Source organism: Lonsdalea quercina subsp. quercina (assembly GCF_000688655.1).
GTDB lineage: Bacteria > Pseudomonadota > Gammaproteobacteria > Enterobacterales > Enterobacteriaceae > Lonsdalea > Lonsdalea quercina.
Window position 1 is genome coordinate 45,409 of record NZ_JIBO01000015.1, and the last position, 17,458, is coordinate 62,866.

Below are 17,458 nucleotides of genomic sequence, written 5' to 3' on the forward strand. Positions count from 1 at the left end.
AGCGATTTTATTTTCCTTAATGAGTGACATTAATTCGTCATCGCTACCGTGAAAGGCATTATTCACCGCATGATGAGGGGGGAAAGGAAATAAATCGACGTAGCGTTTAATTCGGCGTTCATGCCCTGAAGATAGTGAAGAGAAATGAGCGTAGAAAAGCGAAAAAAAACGGAAATTAGCGGCGAAATAGAGCATTCATTAATTCGTTCTTTTAAATACCGGGGCTGTCATAAAAATGTCATATTTCGTACATTTTACTGTCACCGAATTGACCTATTTTTTGCTGCAGCAAACTACACTCTGATAATACACGCTCGCTCTGGGTCTACATGTCGATAATATCCCACAGGAGGGATTATGAAACTGATTCGTACCACTGTTGCCGGTCTTGTTGCAGCAGGTGTTTCTCTGACCGCCGTTTCTGCCTTCGCTGCCGTTAACATTACCGGCGCAGGCGCGACTTTTCCCGCTCCGGTCTATGCCAAATGGGCTGACTCCTACCAGAAAGAAACCGGCAATAAAGTCAACTATCAAGGCATTGGTTCTTCCGGCGGGGTGAAGCAGGTGACGGCTAAAACCGTAGACTTCGGCGCATCCGACGCTCCGCTGAAGGATGAGAAGCTGGCTCAGGATCATCTGTTTCAGTTCCCGACCGTCATTGGCGGTATCGTGCTGGCGGTCAACGTTCAGGGCGTGAAGCAGGGCGAATTGACGCTGGACGGCAAAACGCTGGGTGATATCTACCTGGGCACCATCAAAAAATGGAACGATCCGGCCATCGCCAAGCTGAACCCGAATGTGACGCTGCCGAACCAGGATATCGCCGTGGTCCGCCGCGCCGATGGGTCAGGCACGTCGTATGTCTTCACCAGCTACCTGGCGAAAGTGAATGCGCAATGGAAAGAGAAAGTCGGTTCCGGCAACACGGTGAACTGGCCGACCGGTCTGGGCGGTAAAGGCAACGATGGGATCGCCGCTTTCGTACAGCGCCTGCCGGGGTCGATCGGCTACGTTGAATACGCTTACGCCAAACAGAATAACCTGGTTTACACCAAGCTGATCTCCGCAGATGGCAAAGCGGTCAGCCCATCAGGCGCCTCGTTCAGCAACGCGGCGAAAGGCGTGGACTGGAGCAAGTCCTTCGCGCAGGATCTGACGGACCAGAAAGGCGACGATGTGTGGCCGATTACCTCTACCACCTTCATCTTGCTGCAAAAAACCCAGGGTAAACCTGAGATCGGCAAAGAAGTGCTGAAGTTCTTCGACTGGGCATACGATAAAGGCGCCGCTCAGGCGGAAGCGCTGGATTACGCGACGCTGCCGAAAGAAGTGGTTGAACAGGTTCGCGCCGCATGGAAAACCCAGATTAAAGACAGTGAGGGTAAAGCCCTGTACTAATCGTACGTTGTACGATAGAACGTTTCCCATTAGGCGGTCACTGAGAGGTGGATAAACCGGAAACGGCCTATCCACCTTTGAACATTTCATTGGGTTATCCCAGTTTATTAGGAAGAGAGTTGTATGGCTGAATATAAGCCAACCATTACTCCACCAGGAAAACATGGCGACGTGATCTTCGGCGCGGTGGTCCGGTTGGCGGCGCTGTTAACGTTGCTGCTGCTGGGCGGTATTATCGTTTCGCTGATTATTGCGTCGTGGCCCAGTATTCAAACCTTCGGTTTTTCATTCCTATGGACGAAAGAGTGGGATGCGCCTGCGGGGAAATTCGGCGCTTTGGTGCCGATTTACGGCACTGTCGTCACCTCCCTGATCGCGCTCATCATCGCGATTCCCATCAGTTTCGGCATCGCGTTGTTTCTGACGGAGCTGGCTCCCGGCTGGTTGAGGCGTCCGCTGGGCGTCGCCATCGAGCTGCTGGCGGCTATCCCCAGCATTGTGTACGGCATGTGGGGGCTGTTTATTTTTGCGCCGCTGTTCGCGCAATATTTCCAACAGCCGGTAGGAAACGTGTTGTCCGCGATCCCGTTCGTGGGTTCCTTGTTCTCCGGTCCTGCCTTCGGCATTGGTATTCTGGCCGCAGGCGTGATTCTGGCCATTATGATCATCCCTTATATCGCCGCCGTCATGCGCGACGTCTTCGAGCAGACGCCGGTGATGATGAAAGAGTCGGCTTACGGCATTGGGTGCACCACCTGGGAAGTGATCTGGCACATCGTGCTGCCATTCACTAAAAATGGGGTCATTGGCGGCGTCATGCTGGGGCTGGGGCGCGCGCTGGGCGAGACCATGGCGGTGACCTTCATTATCGGTAATACCTATCAGTTGGACAGCGTTTCGCTGTTTATGCCCGGTAACAGCATCACCTCCGCGTTGGCCAACGAATTCGCCGAGGCGGATACCGGCCTGCATACCGCGGCGCTGATGGAGCTGGGGCTGATTCTGTTTGTGATTACGTTCATTGTCCTGGCCTGCTCAAAATTCATGGTCATGCGACTGGCGAAAAATGAGGGAGCGAGCTGATGGCGACGATGGATATCGAACGCAGCGACGAGGTCGCGCGTAATCGACGCAAAATGCAGTCCTGGCGTCGCCAGAAAAACCGCATTGCGCTGTGCTTGTCGATGTTGACCATGGCGTTTGGGCTGTTCTGGCTGATCTGGATTTTGTTCTCCACCTTTACCCGGGGATTCGACGGCATGTCGATGGCGCTGTTCACTGAGATGACGCCGCCGCCCAATACCCCTGGAGGCGGTTTGGCGAATGCGATCGTCGGCAGCGGGTTGCTCATCTTATGGGCCACATTGTTCGGCACGCCGCTGGGCATTCTGGCCGGGATCTACCTGGCGGAGTACGGCCGTAAATCACTGATTGCCGAAGTGATTCGCTTCATTAACGATATTTTGCTGTCGGCGCCTTCCATCGTGGTGGGTCTCTTCGTCTATACGCTGGTCGTGGCGAAGATGGAGCATTTCTCCGGCTGGGCTGGCGTGATCGCATTGGCGCTGTTGCAGGTGCCGATCGTGATCCGCACGACTGAAAACATGCTGAAGCTGGTGCCGGACAGTCTGCGCGAAGCCGCCTATGCGCTGGGAACGCCGAAGTGGAAAATGATTTCCGCCATCACCCTGAAAGCCTCCGTGTCAGGCATCATCACCGGGATTTTGCTGGCGGTGGCGCGTATTGCCGGGGAAACGGCGCCGCTGCTGTTCACCTCGTTGTCGAATCAGTTCTGGAGCACCGACCTGATGAACCCGATAGCTAACCTGCCGGTGACGATCTTCAAGTTCGCCATGAGTCCGTTCAAAGAGTGGCAGGATTTGGCCTGGGCGGGGGTGTTGCTGATTACGCTCTGCGTTCTGTTGCTGAATATTGTGGCGCGCGTGCTGTTCGCTAAGAAAAGCGCCTAAAACCCTGTCGAGTGNTGCGAAGCAGCAGCACCGCTATAAGAGAGAAGTCTTGATGAGTATCGTTACTGAGACATCCACCAGCAAAATCCAGGTGCGTGATCTGAATTTCTATTATGGAAAATTTCACGCGCTGAAAAACATCACGCTGGATATCGCCCAGAATCAGGTCACTGCGTTTATCGGTCCGTCAGGGTGCGGTAAATCGACGCTGTTGCGCACATTGAACAAAATGTATCAGCTTTATCCGGAGCAGCGCGCCGAAGGAGAAATCCTGCTGGATGGAAACAACATCCTCACTGATAGCCAGGATATCGCCCTGTTACGCGCCAAAGTGGGCATGGTTTTCCAGAAACCGACGCCGTTCCCGATGTCGATTTATGACAACATCGCCTTCGGCGTTCGTCTGTTTGAGAAGCTGTCTCGCGTAGAGATGGACGAACGTGTGCAATGGGCGCTGACCAAGGCGGCGCTGTGGCAGGAAACCAAAGACAAGCTGCACCAGAGCGGTTACAGCCTGTCCGGCGGTCAGCAGCAGCGNCTGTGCATCGCACGCGGGATCGCCATCCGGCCTGACGTTCTTTTGCTGGATGAGCCCTGCTCGGCGCTGGACCCGATCTCCACGGGTCGCATCGAAGAGCTGATCTCCGAATTGAAGAAAGACTACACGGTGGTGATTGTTACCCATAACATGCAGCAAGCAGCGCGCTGTTCCGATCATACGGCGTTCATGTACCTGGGAGAGCTGATTGAATTCAGCGACACCGACACGCTGTTTACTGCGCCACAGCAGAAACAGACCGAAGACTACATCACCGGTCGCTACGGTTGATCAGGGGAGTTTGATGGAAAACCTCAATCTGAATAAACATATCTCCGGTCAGTTCAATGCGGAACTTGAGCATATTCGCACTCAGGTGATGACGATGGGCGGGCTGGTCGAACAGCAACTGACGGACGCCATCACGGCGATGCATAACCAGGACGAAGACCTGGCCAAGCGCGTCATCGAAGGCGACGCCAAGGTCAATATGATGGAAGTGAGCATTGATGAGGCCTGCGTGCGCATCATTGCCAAACGTCAGCCCACGGCGAGCGATCTGCGTCTGGTCATGGCGATCATCAAGACGATTTCCGAACTGGAGCGCATCGGCGACGTGGCGGACAAAATCTGCAGCACGGCGCTGGAGAAATTTTCCCACCAGCACCAGCCGCTGTTGGTCAGCCTGGAGTCTATGGGGTTGCACACGGTGCAGATGCTGCACGACGTGCTGGACGCGTTTGCCCGTATGGATCTGGAAGAAGCGATCCGCATCTATCGGGAAGATCGCAAGGTGGACAAGGAGTACGAGGGCATCGTGCGTCAGCTCATGACTTACATGATGGAAGACTCACGCACCATCCCGAGTGTGCTGACCGCCCTGTTTTGCGCGCGCTCCATCGAACGAATCGGCGATCGCTGCCAGAACATTTGCGAAATTATTTTCTATTTCGTCAAGGGTCAGGATTTCCGCCATGTCGGCGGCGATGCGCTGGAAAAACTGCTCATCGAAAATGATGCGAAAAAAGACCGCTAACGTCCTGGTTCCGGTATGACCTATCAGCCCCGCATTGCGGGGCTTTTTCTTTTCCCGTCAGACGAAATGCGTGACCGGCGAGATATGTAACATAACATTATATTATAGTCGGATATGTTATTTCCCTATATTTTGTCGGGTGTTAGCCTATAACCAATAAAAAATGGGGCAGGGATAACACATGAAACATCGCTTTTTGGCGTTAACGCTGGTGGCCGGACTGGCCGCGATTTCAGGGACCGCGCAGGCGGATAAATTGGCGGATATTCAGAAGTCAGGNGTGGTGAAAGTCGCCGTTTTCGACAGTAATCCGCCGTTTGGCTATGTGGACCCGCAGAGCAAAAAGCTGGTGGGCTACGATGTCGATATTGCTGAAGCCGTCGGCAAGGCGTTGGGCGTTAAAGTCGAGCTGCGCGCGACCAACCCCGCTAACCGTATCCCTCTGCTGGTGTCCAAAAAAGTCGATCTTATCGCCGCCAACTTCACCATCACCGACGAACGCGCCAAACAGGTGAACTTCAGTATTCCTTATTTCTCCACCGGACAAAAATTCATTGCCCGTAAAGGCGTGTTGAAAACCCCGGAAGACATCAAAAATCTGCGCATTGGGGCGGATAAAGGCACCGTGCAGGAAATTACGCTGCGCGAGCACTACCCTACGGCGAAAGTCATTTCCTATGACGNCACCCCACTGGCCTTCGCCGCTTTGCGTAACGGCAATGTGCAGGCGATAACGCAGGATGACGCCAAACTGGTTGGTCTGCTGGCGAACGTACCGGCGGCGCAGAAGGCGGAGTTTGAAATCTCTCCGTTCAGCATCACGCGCGAATATCAGGGGGTGGGGATTCCCAAAGGGGAAGAGGCGCTGACGCAAAAGGTCAATGAAGCACTGGCGGATCTGGAAAAGCGCGGCGAGGCAGAGAAGATCTACAACCGGTGGTTTGGGCCGGATTCGCTTTCCGCCCAGCCGCGCGGCGACTTTAAATTCGCGCCGTTAGATCAACAACCTAAAAGCTGATCTCCCCACAGATGACTGACGTTCTCATTCGCCCTCCGTACCTCGAAGGGCATCGTTGTTTATGATGTTTCCTGAACCGATACAACACTGGCTGACGCAGTGGCTGCTTGCGCCGAACTATCTGGCATGGCTGTGGCAAGGTTTCCTGATGACCCTCGGCCTCTCCGCCGCCACCGTGGTCATGGCTACGCTATTTGGCATGGTGCTGGCCGCCGCCCGCGACAGTCACGTGCACGTTATGCGTTGGCTGGCTATCGCCTATAGCGCGCTGTTTCGCAACACGCCGCTACTGGTTCAGCTATTTTTCTGGTACTTCGGGGCCGGGCAGCTGTTTCCGTCGTCGGTGATGCAGTGGCTGAACGCCCCGCATGAACTTTCTGCGTTGGGATTCGCACTGCCGTGGCCTTCCTTTGAATTTCTCGCCGGACTGCTGGGACTGACGCTCTATTCCAGCGCCTTTATCGCTGAAGAACTGCGCGCGGGGATGGCCGGCGTCGCGACAGGGCAGAAGTATGCCGCGCAGGCGCTCGGCCTGACCGGCTGGCAGGCGATGCGCTATGTGCTGTTGCCGCAGGCGCTGCGCATCGCCTTTCCGCCGTTGCTGGGGCAGTACATGAACGTCATCAAGAACTCGTCGCTGGCGATGGCGATCGGCGTGGCGGAACTGTCATACGCATCACGTCAGGTGGAAACCGAAACGCTCCGCACCTTTCAGGCCTTCGGCGTCGCCACGGTGTTTTATATCGGCGCCATTGCCGTGCTCGAAGGATGGGGCATGTGGCGTCAACAGCGGCAGTCGACGGAGGGGCGCTGAAATGGATTTTACGATCATCCGCGATAACGTTACCTATCTGATGTGGGGCACGTTTCCCGAAGGGCCACTGGGCGGGGCGGCGCTGACGTTAGCGATCAGCCTGATGGCGGGCGNTGCCTCGGCCGTGCTGGGCACGGTGCTCGGCATCGCACTCGCCATGTCCCGGGGCTGGCTGGCCGCGCTGCTGGCGATGGTGCTGGGATTTTTCCGTGCTATTCCCGTCATCATGCTGATTTTCTGGACTTATTTCCTACTCCCGGTGCTGTTCGGCGTGGATATACCGGAGATCACCACCGTCGTTTGTGCGCTGGCGCTGATCGCCTCCGCTTATCTGGCGCACGGGGTTAAGGCCGGGATTGTGGCTATTGGGCGTGGTCAGTGGCAGGCGGGGCNATCGCTTGGCTTTAATCGCTGGCAGACGTTAGGCTACATCATCTTGCCGCAGGCGCTCCGCATGATGGTGCCTTCGTTCATCAACCAGTGGATTTCCCTGATCAAAGATACGTCGCTGGCGTATATCGTGGGCGTCGGCGAGCTGACGTTTCTGGCGACGCAGGTCAACAACCGCAGCATGGTGTATCCGCTGGAGGTCTTCTTGTTCGTGGCATTGGTTTATTTCGTTATGTGCTTGGTGCTAGATGTGCTGGCGACCGGCATCAGCCGCCGCTACGGCGGCCGTCGGGTCCAGAAAGTCGCCGAAGGAAAGGCGACGGCCTGACGGCTCAGCGCTCTGGCGTCAACTGAGACCAGCCACGCTCACGCCAGAGCGTGGGCAGTTGGCGCATATCGTCGAACTGGGTGACCAGCGGGTGATGAATGGGCCGGTTGAGCGCATCGGCGCAGTAGTAAAACACCGGGATCCCGGCGGAGATGCCGGCTTGTACGCCGGCCTCTGAGTCCTCGACTAAAATGCACTGTTCGATCGCCACCTTCATCTGGTCAGCGGCGTAGTAGAGGATCGCCGGATCCGGTTTCCAGGTCTGAATGTCATAGCCGCTGTAAAGATTGTCGCCGAAAAAGGGCAGAAGTGCCGTCTTCCCCAGCGTACGCTGCATTTTACTCACCGGCCCGTTCGAGACGNCCGCCGTCGGCACCTGCAGTTTTTCCAGCAGGTCGCGTACGCCCGGAATGGGTTGCAGGGCTGCATCAAACAAACGGGCTATCTCGTCGCGGTACTCCTGCTCCAGCACGGCCGTGTCTTGCGTCAAATGATAACGTTCGCAGGTGCGGAGAATAATGTCGTGGAGCCTGACGCCTTTAAACTCGGCGATGAATTGTTCTAATGCCAGCGATACGTTGTAGGCGGCAAACACATTGACATAGGCCTGACAGCACAAAACTTCGGTATCGACCAACGTTCCGTCGCAGTCAAAGAAAATGCACTCAATCTGGGACATGAGCGTCCTTACCGGGGAGACAAAAGATAACCTTACTTTACTGCACAATGATGCGGTTGTAATGGCTTGTGTCCGCGGGAAAAGGTCGGATTCGCCCGCAAACGCGACGTGTTCTCAGCGTCACTCTGCGGACTTTTCTTGCCTATGCATAGGATGTCCTTATGGTAGATAAAAAAACGGGGCAACAGCGTCAACCGCTGAGAATTTTGGTATAGGATACCTGACGGATAATCTTTCCCTTTCTTCAGGCTATTATGACTCATGGATAAATCTCAAACTGGCTCCGCGTCTGAGCGTGGGCTGTTGCAACGCGTGTTCAAATTACGTCAGCACGGCACCACGGCGCGTACTGAAACGATCGCGGGCTTTACGACGTTCCTGACGATGGTCTACATCGTTTTTGTTAACCCGCAAATCCTCGGCGTGGCCGGTATGGATACGCAGGCTGTCTTTGTCACCACCTGNTTGATCGCCGCCTTCGGCAGTATCCTGATGGGCCTGCTGGCGAACTTGCCGGTGGCGTTGGCGCCTGCGATGGGGCTTAACGCCTTTTTCGCTTTTGCCGTGGTCGGCGCGATGGGCCTGCCCTGGCAGGTAGCGATGGGCGCTATTTTCTGGGGCGCAATCGGTTTCCTGCTCTTGTCCGTGTTCCAGATCCGCTACTGGATGATCGCCAATATCCCACAGTGTCTGCGTCTGGGTATCGCCAGCGGCATCGGCCTGTTTATCGCGATGATGGGGCTGAAAAACGCCGGGATCATCGTGCCGAATGCGGACACGTTGGTTGCGGTGGGTAAACTGACCTCACACAGCGTGTTGTTGGGTGTACTCGGCTTCTTCATCATCGTGGTACTTGCCTCCCGCAGCATTCATGCCGCGGTGCTGATCTCCATCGTTATCACAACGGCCATCGGCCTGCTGCTGGGTGATGTGAAATATACCGGCGTCTTCTCGCTTCCGCCGAGCGTCACTAACGTCGTTGGTCAGGTCGATTTGGCGGGAGCGTTGAATCTCGGACTCTCCGGCGTCATTTTCTCCTTCATGCTGGTTAACTTGTTCGACTCCTCCGGTACGCTGATCGGCGTGACCGAGAAAGCCGGGCTGGCGGACGAAAAGGGCAAGTTCCCTGGGATGAAGCGAGCGCTCTATGTGGACAGCATCAGCTCAGTCGCGGGCGCCTTTATCGGAACGTCCTCGGTTACCGCTTATATCGAAAGCTCCTCCGGCGTTTCTGTCGGCGGTCGCACCGGCCTGACGGCCGTTGTGGTGGGCGTGTTGTTCCTGCTGGTGATGTTCCTGTCGCCGCTGGCGGGGATGGTGCCGGCTTACGCGGCTGCGGGCGCGCTGATCTACGTGGGCGTACTGATGACGTCCAGCCTGTCACGCGTGAAATGGGAAGACCTGACGGAAGCCGTGCCGGCGTTTATCACCGCCGTCATGATGCCGTTCAGCTTTTCTATCACCGAAGGGATCGCCCTTGGGTTTATCTCCTACTGCGTGATGAAAGCGGCGACCGGACGCTGGCGTGAAATCAGCCCCTGCGTGGTGGTGGTCGCGGTGCTGTTCCTGCTGAAAATTGTCTTCGTCGACGCGCATTAATGTATGACAAACTTAACGCGGCGACAGCCGCGTTATTTCTTCTCCGCCGAGCGGCTGGTCAGTTTCATAAACCGCGTTGATTGGCGCTGTTGTTGAATAATCTCCGNCGTTTTACTAAGCCCTCCCGCCACCGTGTAGTTCCACAGTACCAGCCGGTTTAGCTGCGGCGTCCGGGCGCAGGCCCACGCCAGATAATCGTCAATGTCGCTCATCGCCTCCACTTCCGGCAAATACGCCACGCGCAGTCGCCCTGACGCCGGATGAAGCTTCAACGACTTACTGCCGTCCAGATTGAATCCCGGTATTTTGAGCACGGACTGGCGGATGACGGCGAGCTGAGAGGCGGCTTCCAGCGGATCGATCTGAGCGTCTACCCACGCCTTCTCCGCCTGCGTTTGCCACACCGACTGCGGCTGTTGCGACGCTCGCACGTGAACGATCTCCATACTCATCCCCACACTGCCCGTCTCGCTCAATAGCAGTCCGATGGTATTCCCCGCATAGCCCAGGCTGAAACTGGGCAGGTTGATATCGCTAAAGCAGGGGCGGCCGTTAGGCGCGGTCATCAAAGGGGGCAGCATCGGATAGCCAAACAGATAAAACATGAGTTCTGCCAATAACGCCCGGCTTTTCAGATAGCGTTCGCGCCGTTTCATCGAAAAACTCTGCGTTGAGGCGATCAGGTCGTCAGACAGGCGTTGCAGACTGGGCAAAACTTCCGTGCTGGTCCACCTGACGAAATGGCAGGTCATAATTCACTCCATGATAATGACGCAAATCGGGGCGTCCGAGGTTAGCTGAGACGATATAAACGCTGTGATGCTATATATCACAGACAAAAATATTAACTAAGCACAAATTAACGGATTAATGTTCAACAGTGAGTGCGTATGTTGTTTTCGCCAAAATTCTCTCCTTGCCTCGTTGAAACAAGGAGAGTTGCCGTCAGCAGGATCGCCCGGGAGACAAGGGCACGGCTTGATGGGATGACCGATGTTTTTATGTCCAATCTGCTGTCGTGGCGCCAAAACTGCCTGTAACGCTACTGCGTGTGCGAATGGGAACGCTCTCCAGCCGACTGCCGTTGCCGCTCTTCCCTTTGTTGGCGCAGCCCGTCGGGCGTTACCAGCCGCAGGGCCGAGGTCGGGCAGACTCTGACGCAGGATGGTCCATCTGCCACGTCATGGCACAAGTCGCACTTGTGCACTTCGCTGCGGGCGTGCGGTTCTCCCTTCTCCTGTGGCGAGGTCACCACCCGAATCGCACCGAAGGGACAGGCAATGACGCAGCTTTTACAGCCGATACATTGTGATGAAACCACCTGAATGCTGTCGTTCTGGGCGACCAAGGCTCCCTGCGGGCAGGCGCTGGCGCAGGGAGCGTTCTCGCACTGGTGGCAGAGCACCGGCACGCTGACCTCGGCGCTTTTGATCACCGTTAGCCTGGGGGCGAATGACGCGGTATTCAGGCTGCTTANCCCGCCGCTCGTGTGGGCGACGGCGCAGGCGACTTCACAGGTGCGGCAGCCAATGCATTGGCTGGCGTCGGCAATCACGAACGCATTCATCGCACCAGCTCCTGCGAGTCGACGCGGGATGTCGACGTGGCAGTTTGCGGTTCGCTCATCGCATTGATCATACTGCGCGCCGCCTTACGGCCGTCAGCGATCGCCGTGACCACCAGATCGGCGCCGCGTACGGCGTCACCGCCGGCGANAATGCGTGAATGACTGGTTTGGCAGGCATTGCGGCCGACCGGTTGAGCCTCGATCTGCCCCCNCTTGTTGCGCTGTACCTGTGCGTCATCCAGCCACGGCATCGCATGAGACTGAAAGCCGAACGCCGTAATCACCGCATCCACCGGGTGGATGAACTCGGAGCCTTCAACCGGCTGCGGACGCCGGCGGCCGCTGGCATCCGGCTCTCCCAGCTCGGTACGGATGAGGCTGACGCCGCAGACTTCGCCCTGTTCGTTGAGGCAGATTTTCTGCGGCTGTACGTTGAACATGAACTCCACCCCTTCCTCGCGAGCATTTTTCACCTCTTTTTTCGACCCCGGCATATTCGCCTCGTCGCGACGATAGGCGCAGGTGACCGACTCCGCCCCTTGTCGGATTGAAGTGCGTACGCAATCCATGGCGGTATCGCCGCCGCCGAGCACCAGCACGCGTTTGCCCTGCATCGAGACATAAGGTTCATCTTCCAGGTCCGGCAAGCCCATAACCCGTTTGGTATTGGCCACCAGGAACGGCAGCGCATCATAAACGCCCGGTGCGTCTTCATTATCCAGACCGGCTTTCATGGAGCGGTAGGTGCCGACGCCGACGAAAACGGTGTCGAATTCATTCAACAGTTGCGTCAGCGAGATATCGCGCCCGNCCTCGGTATTGAGATGAAATTCGATGCCCATGCCCTCAAACAGAACTCGGCGCTGGATGAGTACATCTTTATCCAGCTTGAAGGAGGGGATACCGAATGTCAGCAGGCCGCCTATCTCGGGATGCCGATCGAAGACCACCGCTTTGACGCCGTTACGCGTGAGGACATCTGCACAAGCCAGCCCGGCGGGGCCAGCGCCGATAATCGCCGCCCGTTTACCGGTCGGCTTGACCTGATTCAGATCGGGTTTCCAGCCCATTTTCAGCGCGCTGTCTGTGATGTAACGCTCGATGTTGCCGATGGTCACCGCGCCATATGCTTCTTTTCCGAGCGTACAGGCGCCTTCGCACAGACGATCCTGCGGGCAGACCCGCCCGCAGATCTCGGGCAGACTGCTGGTGCGATGCGACAGCTCCACGGCTTCCATGATGCGGCCTTCTTTCGCCAGGCGCAGAAGTTCAGGGATGTTGTTATGTAGCGGGCAAGTCCATTCGCAGACGGAGTGCTGACCGCAGGTCATGCAGCGTCCGCCTTGATCCTGGACCTGCTCCGGCGTAAAGCCCAGGTAGATTTCATTGAACGTGGAAACGCGCTCATTTAGCGGTTTCTTGATGGCGTCCATCCGCGGCCAGCCTTTGCGTTTATTCAGCAGAGGGGGGCGCGAAGGGTTATAGGGCGGCGCGGCGCGCCAGTTACCGGGCGCGGAACGCAGAGCCGTCTCGCGTTGTTTTTCCTGACGCTGTTGCTTTAGTGTGTGCTCACTAACTAAATGCAGCGCTTGGGNGGGGCAGGCTTCAACGCAAGCCTGACCTTCGGCTCTGCCGATACAGAGGTCGCATTTGTGAGCGGAGGCGGTATCCGGCGTTTTTTCTGTTGTTTCCACGGATATCGCGCCAAAGGGACAGACGACGACGCAGGTCTTACACCCAATGCATTTCTCGGCGATAACCTGAACGCTGTTCTCTTTTTTCACCAATGCCTGTGTCGGGCACATGGCGGCGCAGGGAGCGTCTTCGCAATGATGGCAGGTGACCGCCGTATGTAGCTCGGCTTTATGAAAGACGTGAATACGAGGGGAAAAGTTTTCCGCGCTTTCAGGATAAGCGCCATGGTTATGGGTAATCACACAGGCAATCTCGCAGGCTTTACAGCCGATGCAGTCCTTGGCGTTTGCGACGATAAACCGATTCATATCTTCTCCCGATAAGATCGTGTTGAAGCAGGATACGGCATTGCTTTAAGGCCGATACCGCGTCTTACTTTATCTATAAAAAAGCAAAAAGTAAGCGCTTGCTTACTTTTTGGGTGACGACCGTCACACTTTTTAATCGCCCAGCCAGAGCGAAAAGCTTGGGGCAGGTGTGGAAGTCATATCAAGGATAGCGGCTTCGTGGTCTGGCATGGAATTTTTATCCTAGCGGCTACCCGCTAGTGCTATTTTGATATAAAACAGAGAATCAAAAAGAAGAATAATCAAATTTATTCAGTACGTTATCGTATTGAGAGTCATTATCTTGTACATCAAATCCGGCGCGTAAAAAAGAGAATGAGTGCGTAGAGACTTTCAAAGGTATTCTGCGTCTCTCGAGGTCGCTTAAGGTCTGGATGAGCCGCGTAGCCAGCCGCGGGCGCGGTCAGGAGGCGAAAAGCGTTATTCGGTGCGATTCCTGACGCGCAGGTGGACATGCCTGCGCTGCTGCGTCTTCATCGTGCTCAGCAGCATGGCCAACGCATCCAGCTTGTCGATAATCTGGGTACCCAGATAGAAATAGCCGTAAATTTTGTTCTCTATCGCGATGTCGTTTCCGGCGTGCTGATTTAGCAGCGTCGAACGCAGTTCCTCCATCACATCTTGTTCGAACTCTTTATGGTGGAATTTCTTTATGGCATCAGGATCGTTAATATCGTCGCGAATAAGCGCCTGTAAAAGTTTGAAGCGGTAATCGATCGCATAATTAGTCTTTTTCGACAGCGAAGAGGCACAAATAATATGGTGACTCACAGAACAATCCCAGAAGGCTTTTTCAATCAAATTCAGATAAGAGACGATATCGAGAATGGTTTCCTGCAATGAAGCATAAGTTTTTTTATCTATTCTGGTTTCTTTCTGGGCAGGTATGGAGAGTTTTAATATATTGGAGATGGCTTTTTTATTAATACTGTTAAGATTTTTTAATTCGGGCCGGTTGAATAGATTACGCGATAAGTTAGCGCAGTAAAGCTGATGCAGATTGGATATGAGTTTATACAGCTCTATATTCCAGTGAATACTCGCTTTATGCGGTAAAATACTGGAAAAAATGACGGCGATGACGCAGCCGATAAAAACGTCGGAAATTCGCCACAGCGCGATATCCAGATTCCCGCCCGACGCGCTGACGGTCACTGAAAGCGTAATACCAATCAGTATCCCGGCATAAGGGATTTTACTCAACGTCAAATAGCCGCAGGTAAATATACCGAGGGCGATGATCACAATCATGCCCGAAAAGGTATATTTCCCGGCATAAAACGAAAGAATACCGAAAATAATGCCAATCAAGGTGCCGGTCGAGCGCTGGATAGCCCGGGGATAGACGCTGCCTTTATAGGACATCGGGCCCATGATGACGACCATGGNGATCAGGATCCATGAGACGTCTTTGACCAAATCCAGTTTTGCCAATAGGAGTAAAGCGAAAATAAAAGAAATCGTTAAGCGCAGCGCATGGAAGGTGCGATAATATTTGTATTGTAAATTCTCTACTTTCATGGTCTTTTCTTTTAAAAGCACCCGCTAAATCACTATTAACCTCTATGTTATAAAGTTAATTGTCGATCGCGAAAACCCCTATTTCCACTGGTATGAAATGATGTCATCCAACAACGGATAGAGAGGATAGCATCTTTTTTAACTAAAGTTAACAACAGGCCGGCCTCCAAAAACCCAAGCTTATTCTTATAAGAAGATAAAACTCTCCAGTAGAAGTAATAAATTGTAAACTGATATTTTTCATACTCAGGGTGAATGAAATTATTTTTCGTTGAAGGGAGTGAGAATGACTTTAATGGGCGGAGCTGTAAATAAAAAAACAGTGATTACTCTTAAGAAGAATGATCCTGGGGTGAAAATATTATCAATACATTAGGTTGAGATGATTTCTCACCGCGGATCAATCAGCGTGGCGGGTAAAAAGAGGGAGATTATTTAATAAATTCACGACTAAACAACGGAGCGCCGAATGCCCGTTTTCTTCTGACGCCGTTCACACCAGACGGTGAAGATGCCGGCGCAGGCGATGATCGCCGCGCCGGCGATGGTCGAGCCTCCCGGCACGCTATCAAGGAAGAGATACCCTATCAGCATTGACCAGACCAGCGTGGTGTAATCGAAAGGAGCCAATAGCGAGGCGTCGGCGTAGCGCAGGCTCAGGGTAATCAGTATCTGCGCCATACCGCCGAAAAAACCGCAGCCAATCAGCAGGAGGAGCTGCGGAAACGTCGGCATCAGCCAGCCGAAATACAGTGTCCCCAGACCGATAAACATCGTCATCAGCGAGAAATAAAATACGATGGCTCCGGGCTTTTCCACGCCGTTGAGGAAACGAATTTGTATCGACGAAGCGGCGGTGCAGAGCGCGGCCAGCAACGCGAAAATGGCACCGATGGCTGAGCCGGTGCCGATGCCGGAGGTCGAAGCAAAGAGAGACCCGTTGGCGCCGAGATACGCCGACAGCATCACAAGAATGCCCGAGAAGCCGACCACGACGGCCAGCCAACGATAAAAGCGGACGATCTCTTTCAACAATATCGCCGCCATGATGACGGTAAATAACGGCGCGGCGTAGCTGATGGCGGTCACGTCCGCCAACGAAATATAGACCAGCGCCAGATAGTTGAAATACATACCGCCCGTGCCGGAAAAACCACGGATGAGATGGCCAAACAAATTGCGGGTTTTGATTAAATCGAGAATATTGCCTTGAAACTTGAGCCAGATAAGCAGGGGAAATAGCGCCACGAACGAACGAAAAAAAATGACTTCGCCGGTGGGGATCGCGCCGTTTAATCCTTTGACGCATGCCAGCATTAATGTCGCGCACAGCGCCGACATTATTTTCAGGAGTACGCCCATTCTGGAATTCATTGTCTATTTTCACTCTCTGGCTGCAATATCGGCTTTCGCTTTCCTGATGCGGGAAATCGTCCTTACCATAGAGTGACTGTCTTCGCGGCCGTTAAGATAATTTCGTTCTGTCTGGATAGTTTTTCCTTATATTTATCCCCGTCATACAAATTGCATATCACCACACACACTTTCCGTCTTATACATCGGCTTTCATCACTTCTATAGTCAGACTGCTGGAAGAGTCACGCGAAGTTTTAGCGGTTATCTCTTTATTTTTAATACCTTATTTCATATCGCTTCTGCCGTGCCTGCGCAGAAGAACACTGAAAATTAATTAAAATAGCGGGGAGCTCGTGATGAAATTGAAATTGCTTTCGGGTGCCGTATTGACCCTGCCTTTGTTGACGGTGTTGTCACCCGTCGCCCAGGCGGATTTACTCGCGGATATCCACGCTCGCGGCCAGTTAAACTGTGCGGTTTACTCCGACGTGCCGCCATTCTCTTCTCCCGATCCCAAAACGCGCCAGTTGGCCGGAATGGATGTCGATCTGTGTCATGCGCTGGCGAAGGAGATGGGGGTTAAGGCCAATCTGATGCCGACCTCGATTGAGGCGCGTATCGCCGTCATCGCCACCGGCCGCGCCGATGTGCTGGTCGCCAACCTGGCGTATACCAAAACGCGCGGCAACCAAATCCAGTTCAGCGACCCGTACTATGTGGCGAAAGAGATGCTGGTGGTGAAGAAGCCGAACGAAAATAAAACGCGGGCGGACTTTAAAGATAAACGCATCAGCGCGACCAAAGGCACCACCTCCGAACAATCCATCCATCTGGCGGGCGCGAAAGCCGTCACCTTCCAGGATGCGGCCTCCGCTTTCCTGGCGCTGGAGCAGAACAAGGTGGTGGGCTTCGTCACCAACACCATGACCGCCATCAAAATGATCTCCCAGGCGAAAAAAGACGGTATCGAGCTGGGTATGATTAAAGAGCCGATGGCGCTGGAGCCGATCGGCGTCGGCATGAAAAAAGACGAGCCTGCGCTGCTGGCGGAAGTGAATCGCAGCCTGAAGGCGATGGACGACGCCGGCGCTATCGATGCTATCTGGAATACCTGGATTGGGCCGAACACCGAGTACAAGATGGTGCGCGAAGAAAAAGTGCAGCCGCTTTCAAGTCTGAAATTCGAACCGCTGGAATAACTC

16 protein-coding genes are annotated in these 17,458 nt (G+C 54.5%); 10 read left to right on the forward strand and 6 right to left on the reverse strand.

Annotated elements, in window-relative coordinates:
• The first annotated feature begins 357 nt into the window (after positions 1-357).
• The 8 genes from pstS to RZ35_RS13515 all read left to right on the forward strand — a co-directional run bounded on the left by pstS (position 358) and on the right by RZ35_RS13515 (position 7,492).
• Complete coding sequence (gene pstS / locus RZ35_RS13480) at positions 358-1,398, forward strand: phosphate ABC transporter substrate-binding protein PstS (protein ID WP_026743785.1); 1,041 nt, start codon at positions 358-360, stop codon at positions 1,396-1,398.
• Positions 1,399-1,521: 123 nt separating this feature from the next.
• A complete protein-coding gene (gene pstC / locus RZ35_RS13485; protein ID WP_026743786.1) occupies positions 1,522-2,481 on the forward strand; it encodes a phosphate ABC transporter permease PstC in 960 nt (319 codons plus the stop codon).
• A complete protein-coding gene (pstA, locus tag RZ35_RS13490) occupies positions 2,481-3,368 on the forward strand; it encodes a phosphate ABC transporter permease PstA (protein WP_026743787.1) in 888 nt (295 codons plus the stop codon). The genes pstC and pstA overlap by 1 nt, the downstream gene beginning before the upstream one ends.
• A 52-nt stretch (positions 3,369-3,420) precedes the next feature.
• Positions 3,421-4,197 (forward strand): phosphate ABC transporter ATP-binding protein PstB, encoded by a 777-nt coding sequence (gene pstB / locus RZ35_RS13495; RefSeq protein WP_026743788.1) that lies wholly within the window; start codon positions 3,421-3,423, stop codon positions 4,195-4,197.
• A gap of 13 nt (positions 4,198-4,210) precedes the next feature.
• A complete protein-coding gene (gene phoU / locus RZ35_RS13500; protein WP_026743789.1) occupies positions 4,211-4,942 on the forward strand; it encodes a phosphate signaling complex protein PhoU in 732 nt (243 codons plus the stop codon).
• 181 nt (positions 4,943-5,123) lie between these two features.
• Positions 5,124-5,960, forward strand: coding sequence for an ABC transporter substrate-binding protein (locus tag RZ35_RS13505; RefSeq protein ID WP_026743790.1), 837 nt, complete (start codon positions 5,124-5,126; stop codon positions 5,958-5,960).
• A 64-nt stretch (positions 5,961-6,024) separates the two neighbouring features.
• A complete protein-coding gene (locus RZ35_RS13510; protein ID WP_394296487.1) occupies positions 6,025-6,774 on the forward strand; it encodes an amino acid ABC transporter permease in 750 nt (249 codons plus the stop codon).
• A 1-nt stretch (position 6,775) separates the two neighbouring features.
• Complete coding sequence (locus tag RZ35_RS13515; RefSeq protein ID WP_051625578.1) at positions 6,776-7,492, forward strand: amino acid ABC transporter permease; 717 nt, start codon at positions 6,776-6,778, stop codon at positions 7,490-7,492.
• 4 nt (positions 7,493-7,496) lie between these two features.
• Here RZ35_RS13515 and yieH read toward each other — a convergent pair whose 3' ends face one another.
• Positions 7,497-8,171 carry a 6-phosphogluconate phosphatase gene (gene yieH / locus RZ35_RS13520; RefSeq protein ID WP_026743792.1) on the reverse strand — a complete coding sequence of 225 codons (675 nt, stop codon included), beginning with the start codon at positions 8,169-8,171 and terminating at the stop codon, positions 7,497-7,499.
• 261 nt (positions 8,172-8,432) lie between these two features.
• Here yieH and RZ35_RS13525 point away from each other — a divergent pair, with 261 nt between their 5' ends.
• The gene (locus RZ35_RS13525) at positions 8,433-9,770 is read left to right on the forward strand and encodes an NCS2 family permease (protein ID WP_026743793.1); all 1,338 of its coding nucleotides are present in this window, start codon (positions 8,433-8,435) and stop codon (positions 9,768-9,770) included.
• Between the two features lie 32 nt (positions 9,771-9,802).
• On the opposite strand, the gene RZ35_RS13530 is transcribed toward RZ35_RS13525, so the two are convergent.
• The 5 genes from RZ35_RS13530 to RZ35_RS13550 all read right to left on the reverse strand — a co-directional run bounded on the left by RZ35_RS13530 (position 9,803) and on the right by RZ35_RS13550 (position 16,274).
• Positions 9,803-10,522, reverse strand: coding sequence for a 4'-phosphopantetheinyl transferase family protein (locus RZ35_RS13530; protein WP_026743794.1), 720 nt, complete (start codon positions 10,520-10,522; stop codon positions 9,803-9,805).
• A gap of 290 nt (positions 10,523-10,812) precedes the next feature.
• Positions 10,813-11,337 carry a 4Fe-4S dicluster domain-containing protein gene (locus RZ35_RS13535; RefSeq protein WP_026743795.1) on the reverse strand — a complete coding sequence of 175 codons (525 nt, stop codon included), beginning with the start codon at positions 11,335-11,337 and terminating at the stop codon, positions 10,813-10,815.
• Entirely contained in the window at positions 11,334-13,340 is a 2,007-nt protein-coding gene (gene aegA / locus RZ35_RS13540) for a formate-dependent uric acid utilization protein AegA (protein WP_026743796.1), read from the reverse strand. Before aegA ends, RZ35_RS13535 begins: the two co-directional genes overlap by 4 nt.
• 459 nt (positions 13,341-13,799) lie before the next feature.
• Entirely contained in the window at positions 13,800-14,900 is a 1,101-nt protein-coding gene (locus RZ35_RS13545; RefSeq protein WP_026743797.1) for an FUSC family protein, read from the reverse strand.
• A gap of 450 nt (positions 14,901-15,350) precedes the next feature.
• Positions 15,351-16,274: a DMT family transporter gene (locus tag RZ35_RS13550; RefSeq protein ID WP_026743798.1), complete on the reverse strand. Its 924-nt coding sequence runs from the start codon at positions 16,272-16,274 to the stop codon at positions 15,351-15,353.
• Positions 16,275-16,612: 338 nt separating this feature from the next.
• On the opposite strand from RZ35_RS13550, the gene RZ35_RS13555 reads away from it, so the two are divergent.
• Entirely contained in the window at positions 16,613-17,455 is an 843-nt protein-coding gene (locus RZ35_RS13555; RefSeq protein WP_026743799.1) for a transporter substrate-binding domain-containing protein, read from the forward strand.
• Positions 17,456-17,458: the final 3 nt, after the last annotated feature.

What these genes read in the sequence shown, in the direction of transcription:
- pstA (WP_026743787.1), top strand. Translation starts at nt 2,481, where the DNA reads ATGGCGACGATGGATATCGAACGCAGCGACGAGGTCGCGCGTAATCGA.
- RZ35_RS13555 (WP_026743799.1), top strand. Translation starts at nt 16,613, where the DNA reads ATGAAATTGAAATTGCTTTCGGGTGCCGTATTGACCCTGCCTTTGTTG.
- pstS (WP_026743785.1), top strand. Translation starts at nt 358, where the DNA reads ATGAAACTGATTCGTACCACTGTTGCCGGTCTTGTTGCAGCAGGTGTT.
- phoU (WP_026743789.1), top strand. Translation starts at nt 4,211, where the DNA reads ATGGAAAACCTCAATCTGAATAAACATATCTCCGGTCAGTTCAATGCG.
- RZ35_RS13550 (WP_026743798.1), bottom strand. Translation starts at nt 16,274, where the DNA reads ATGAATTCCAGAATGGGCGTACTCCTGAAAATAATGTCGGCGCTGTGC.
- RZ35_RS13510 (WP_394296487.1), top strand. Translation starts at nt 6,025, where the DNA reads ATGTTTCCTGAACCGATACAACACTGGCTGACGCAGTGGCTGCTTGCG.
- pstC (WP_026743786.1), top strand. Translation starts at nt 1,522, where the DNA reads ATGGCTGAATATAAGCCAACCATTACTCCACCAGGAAAACATGGCGAC.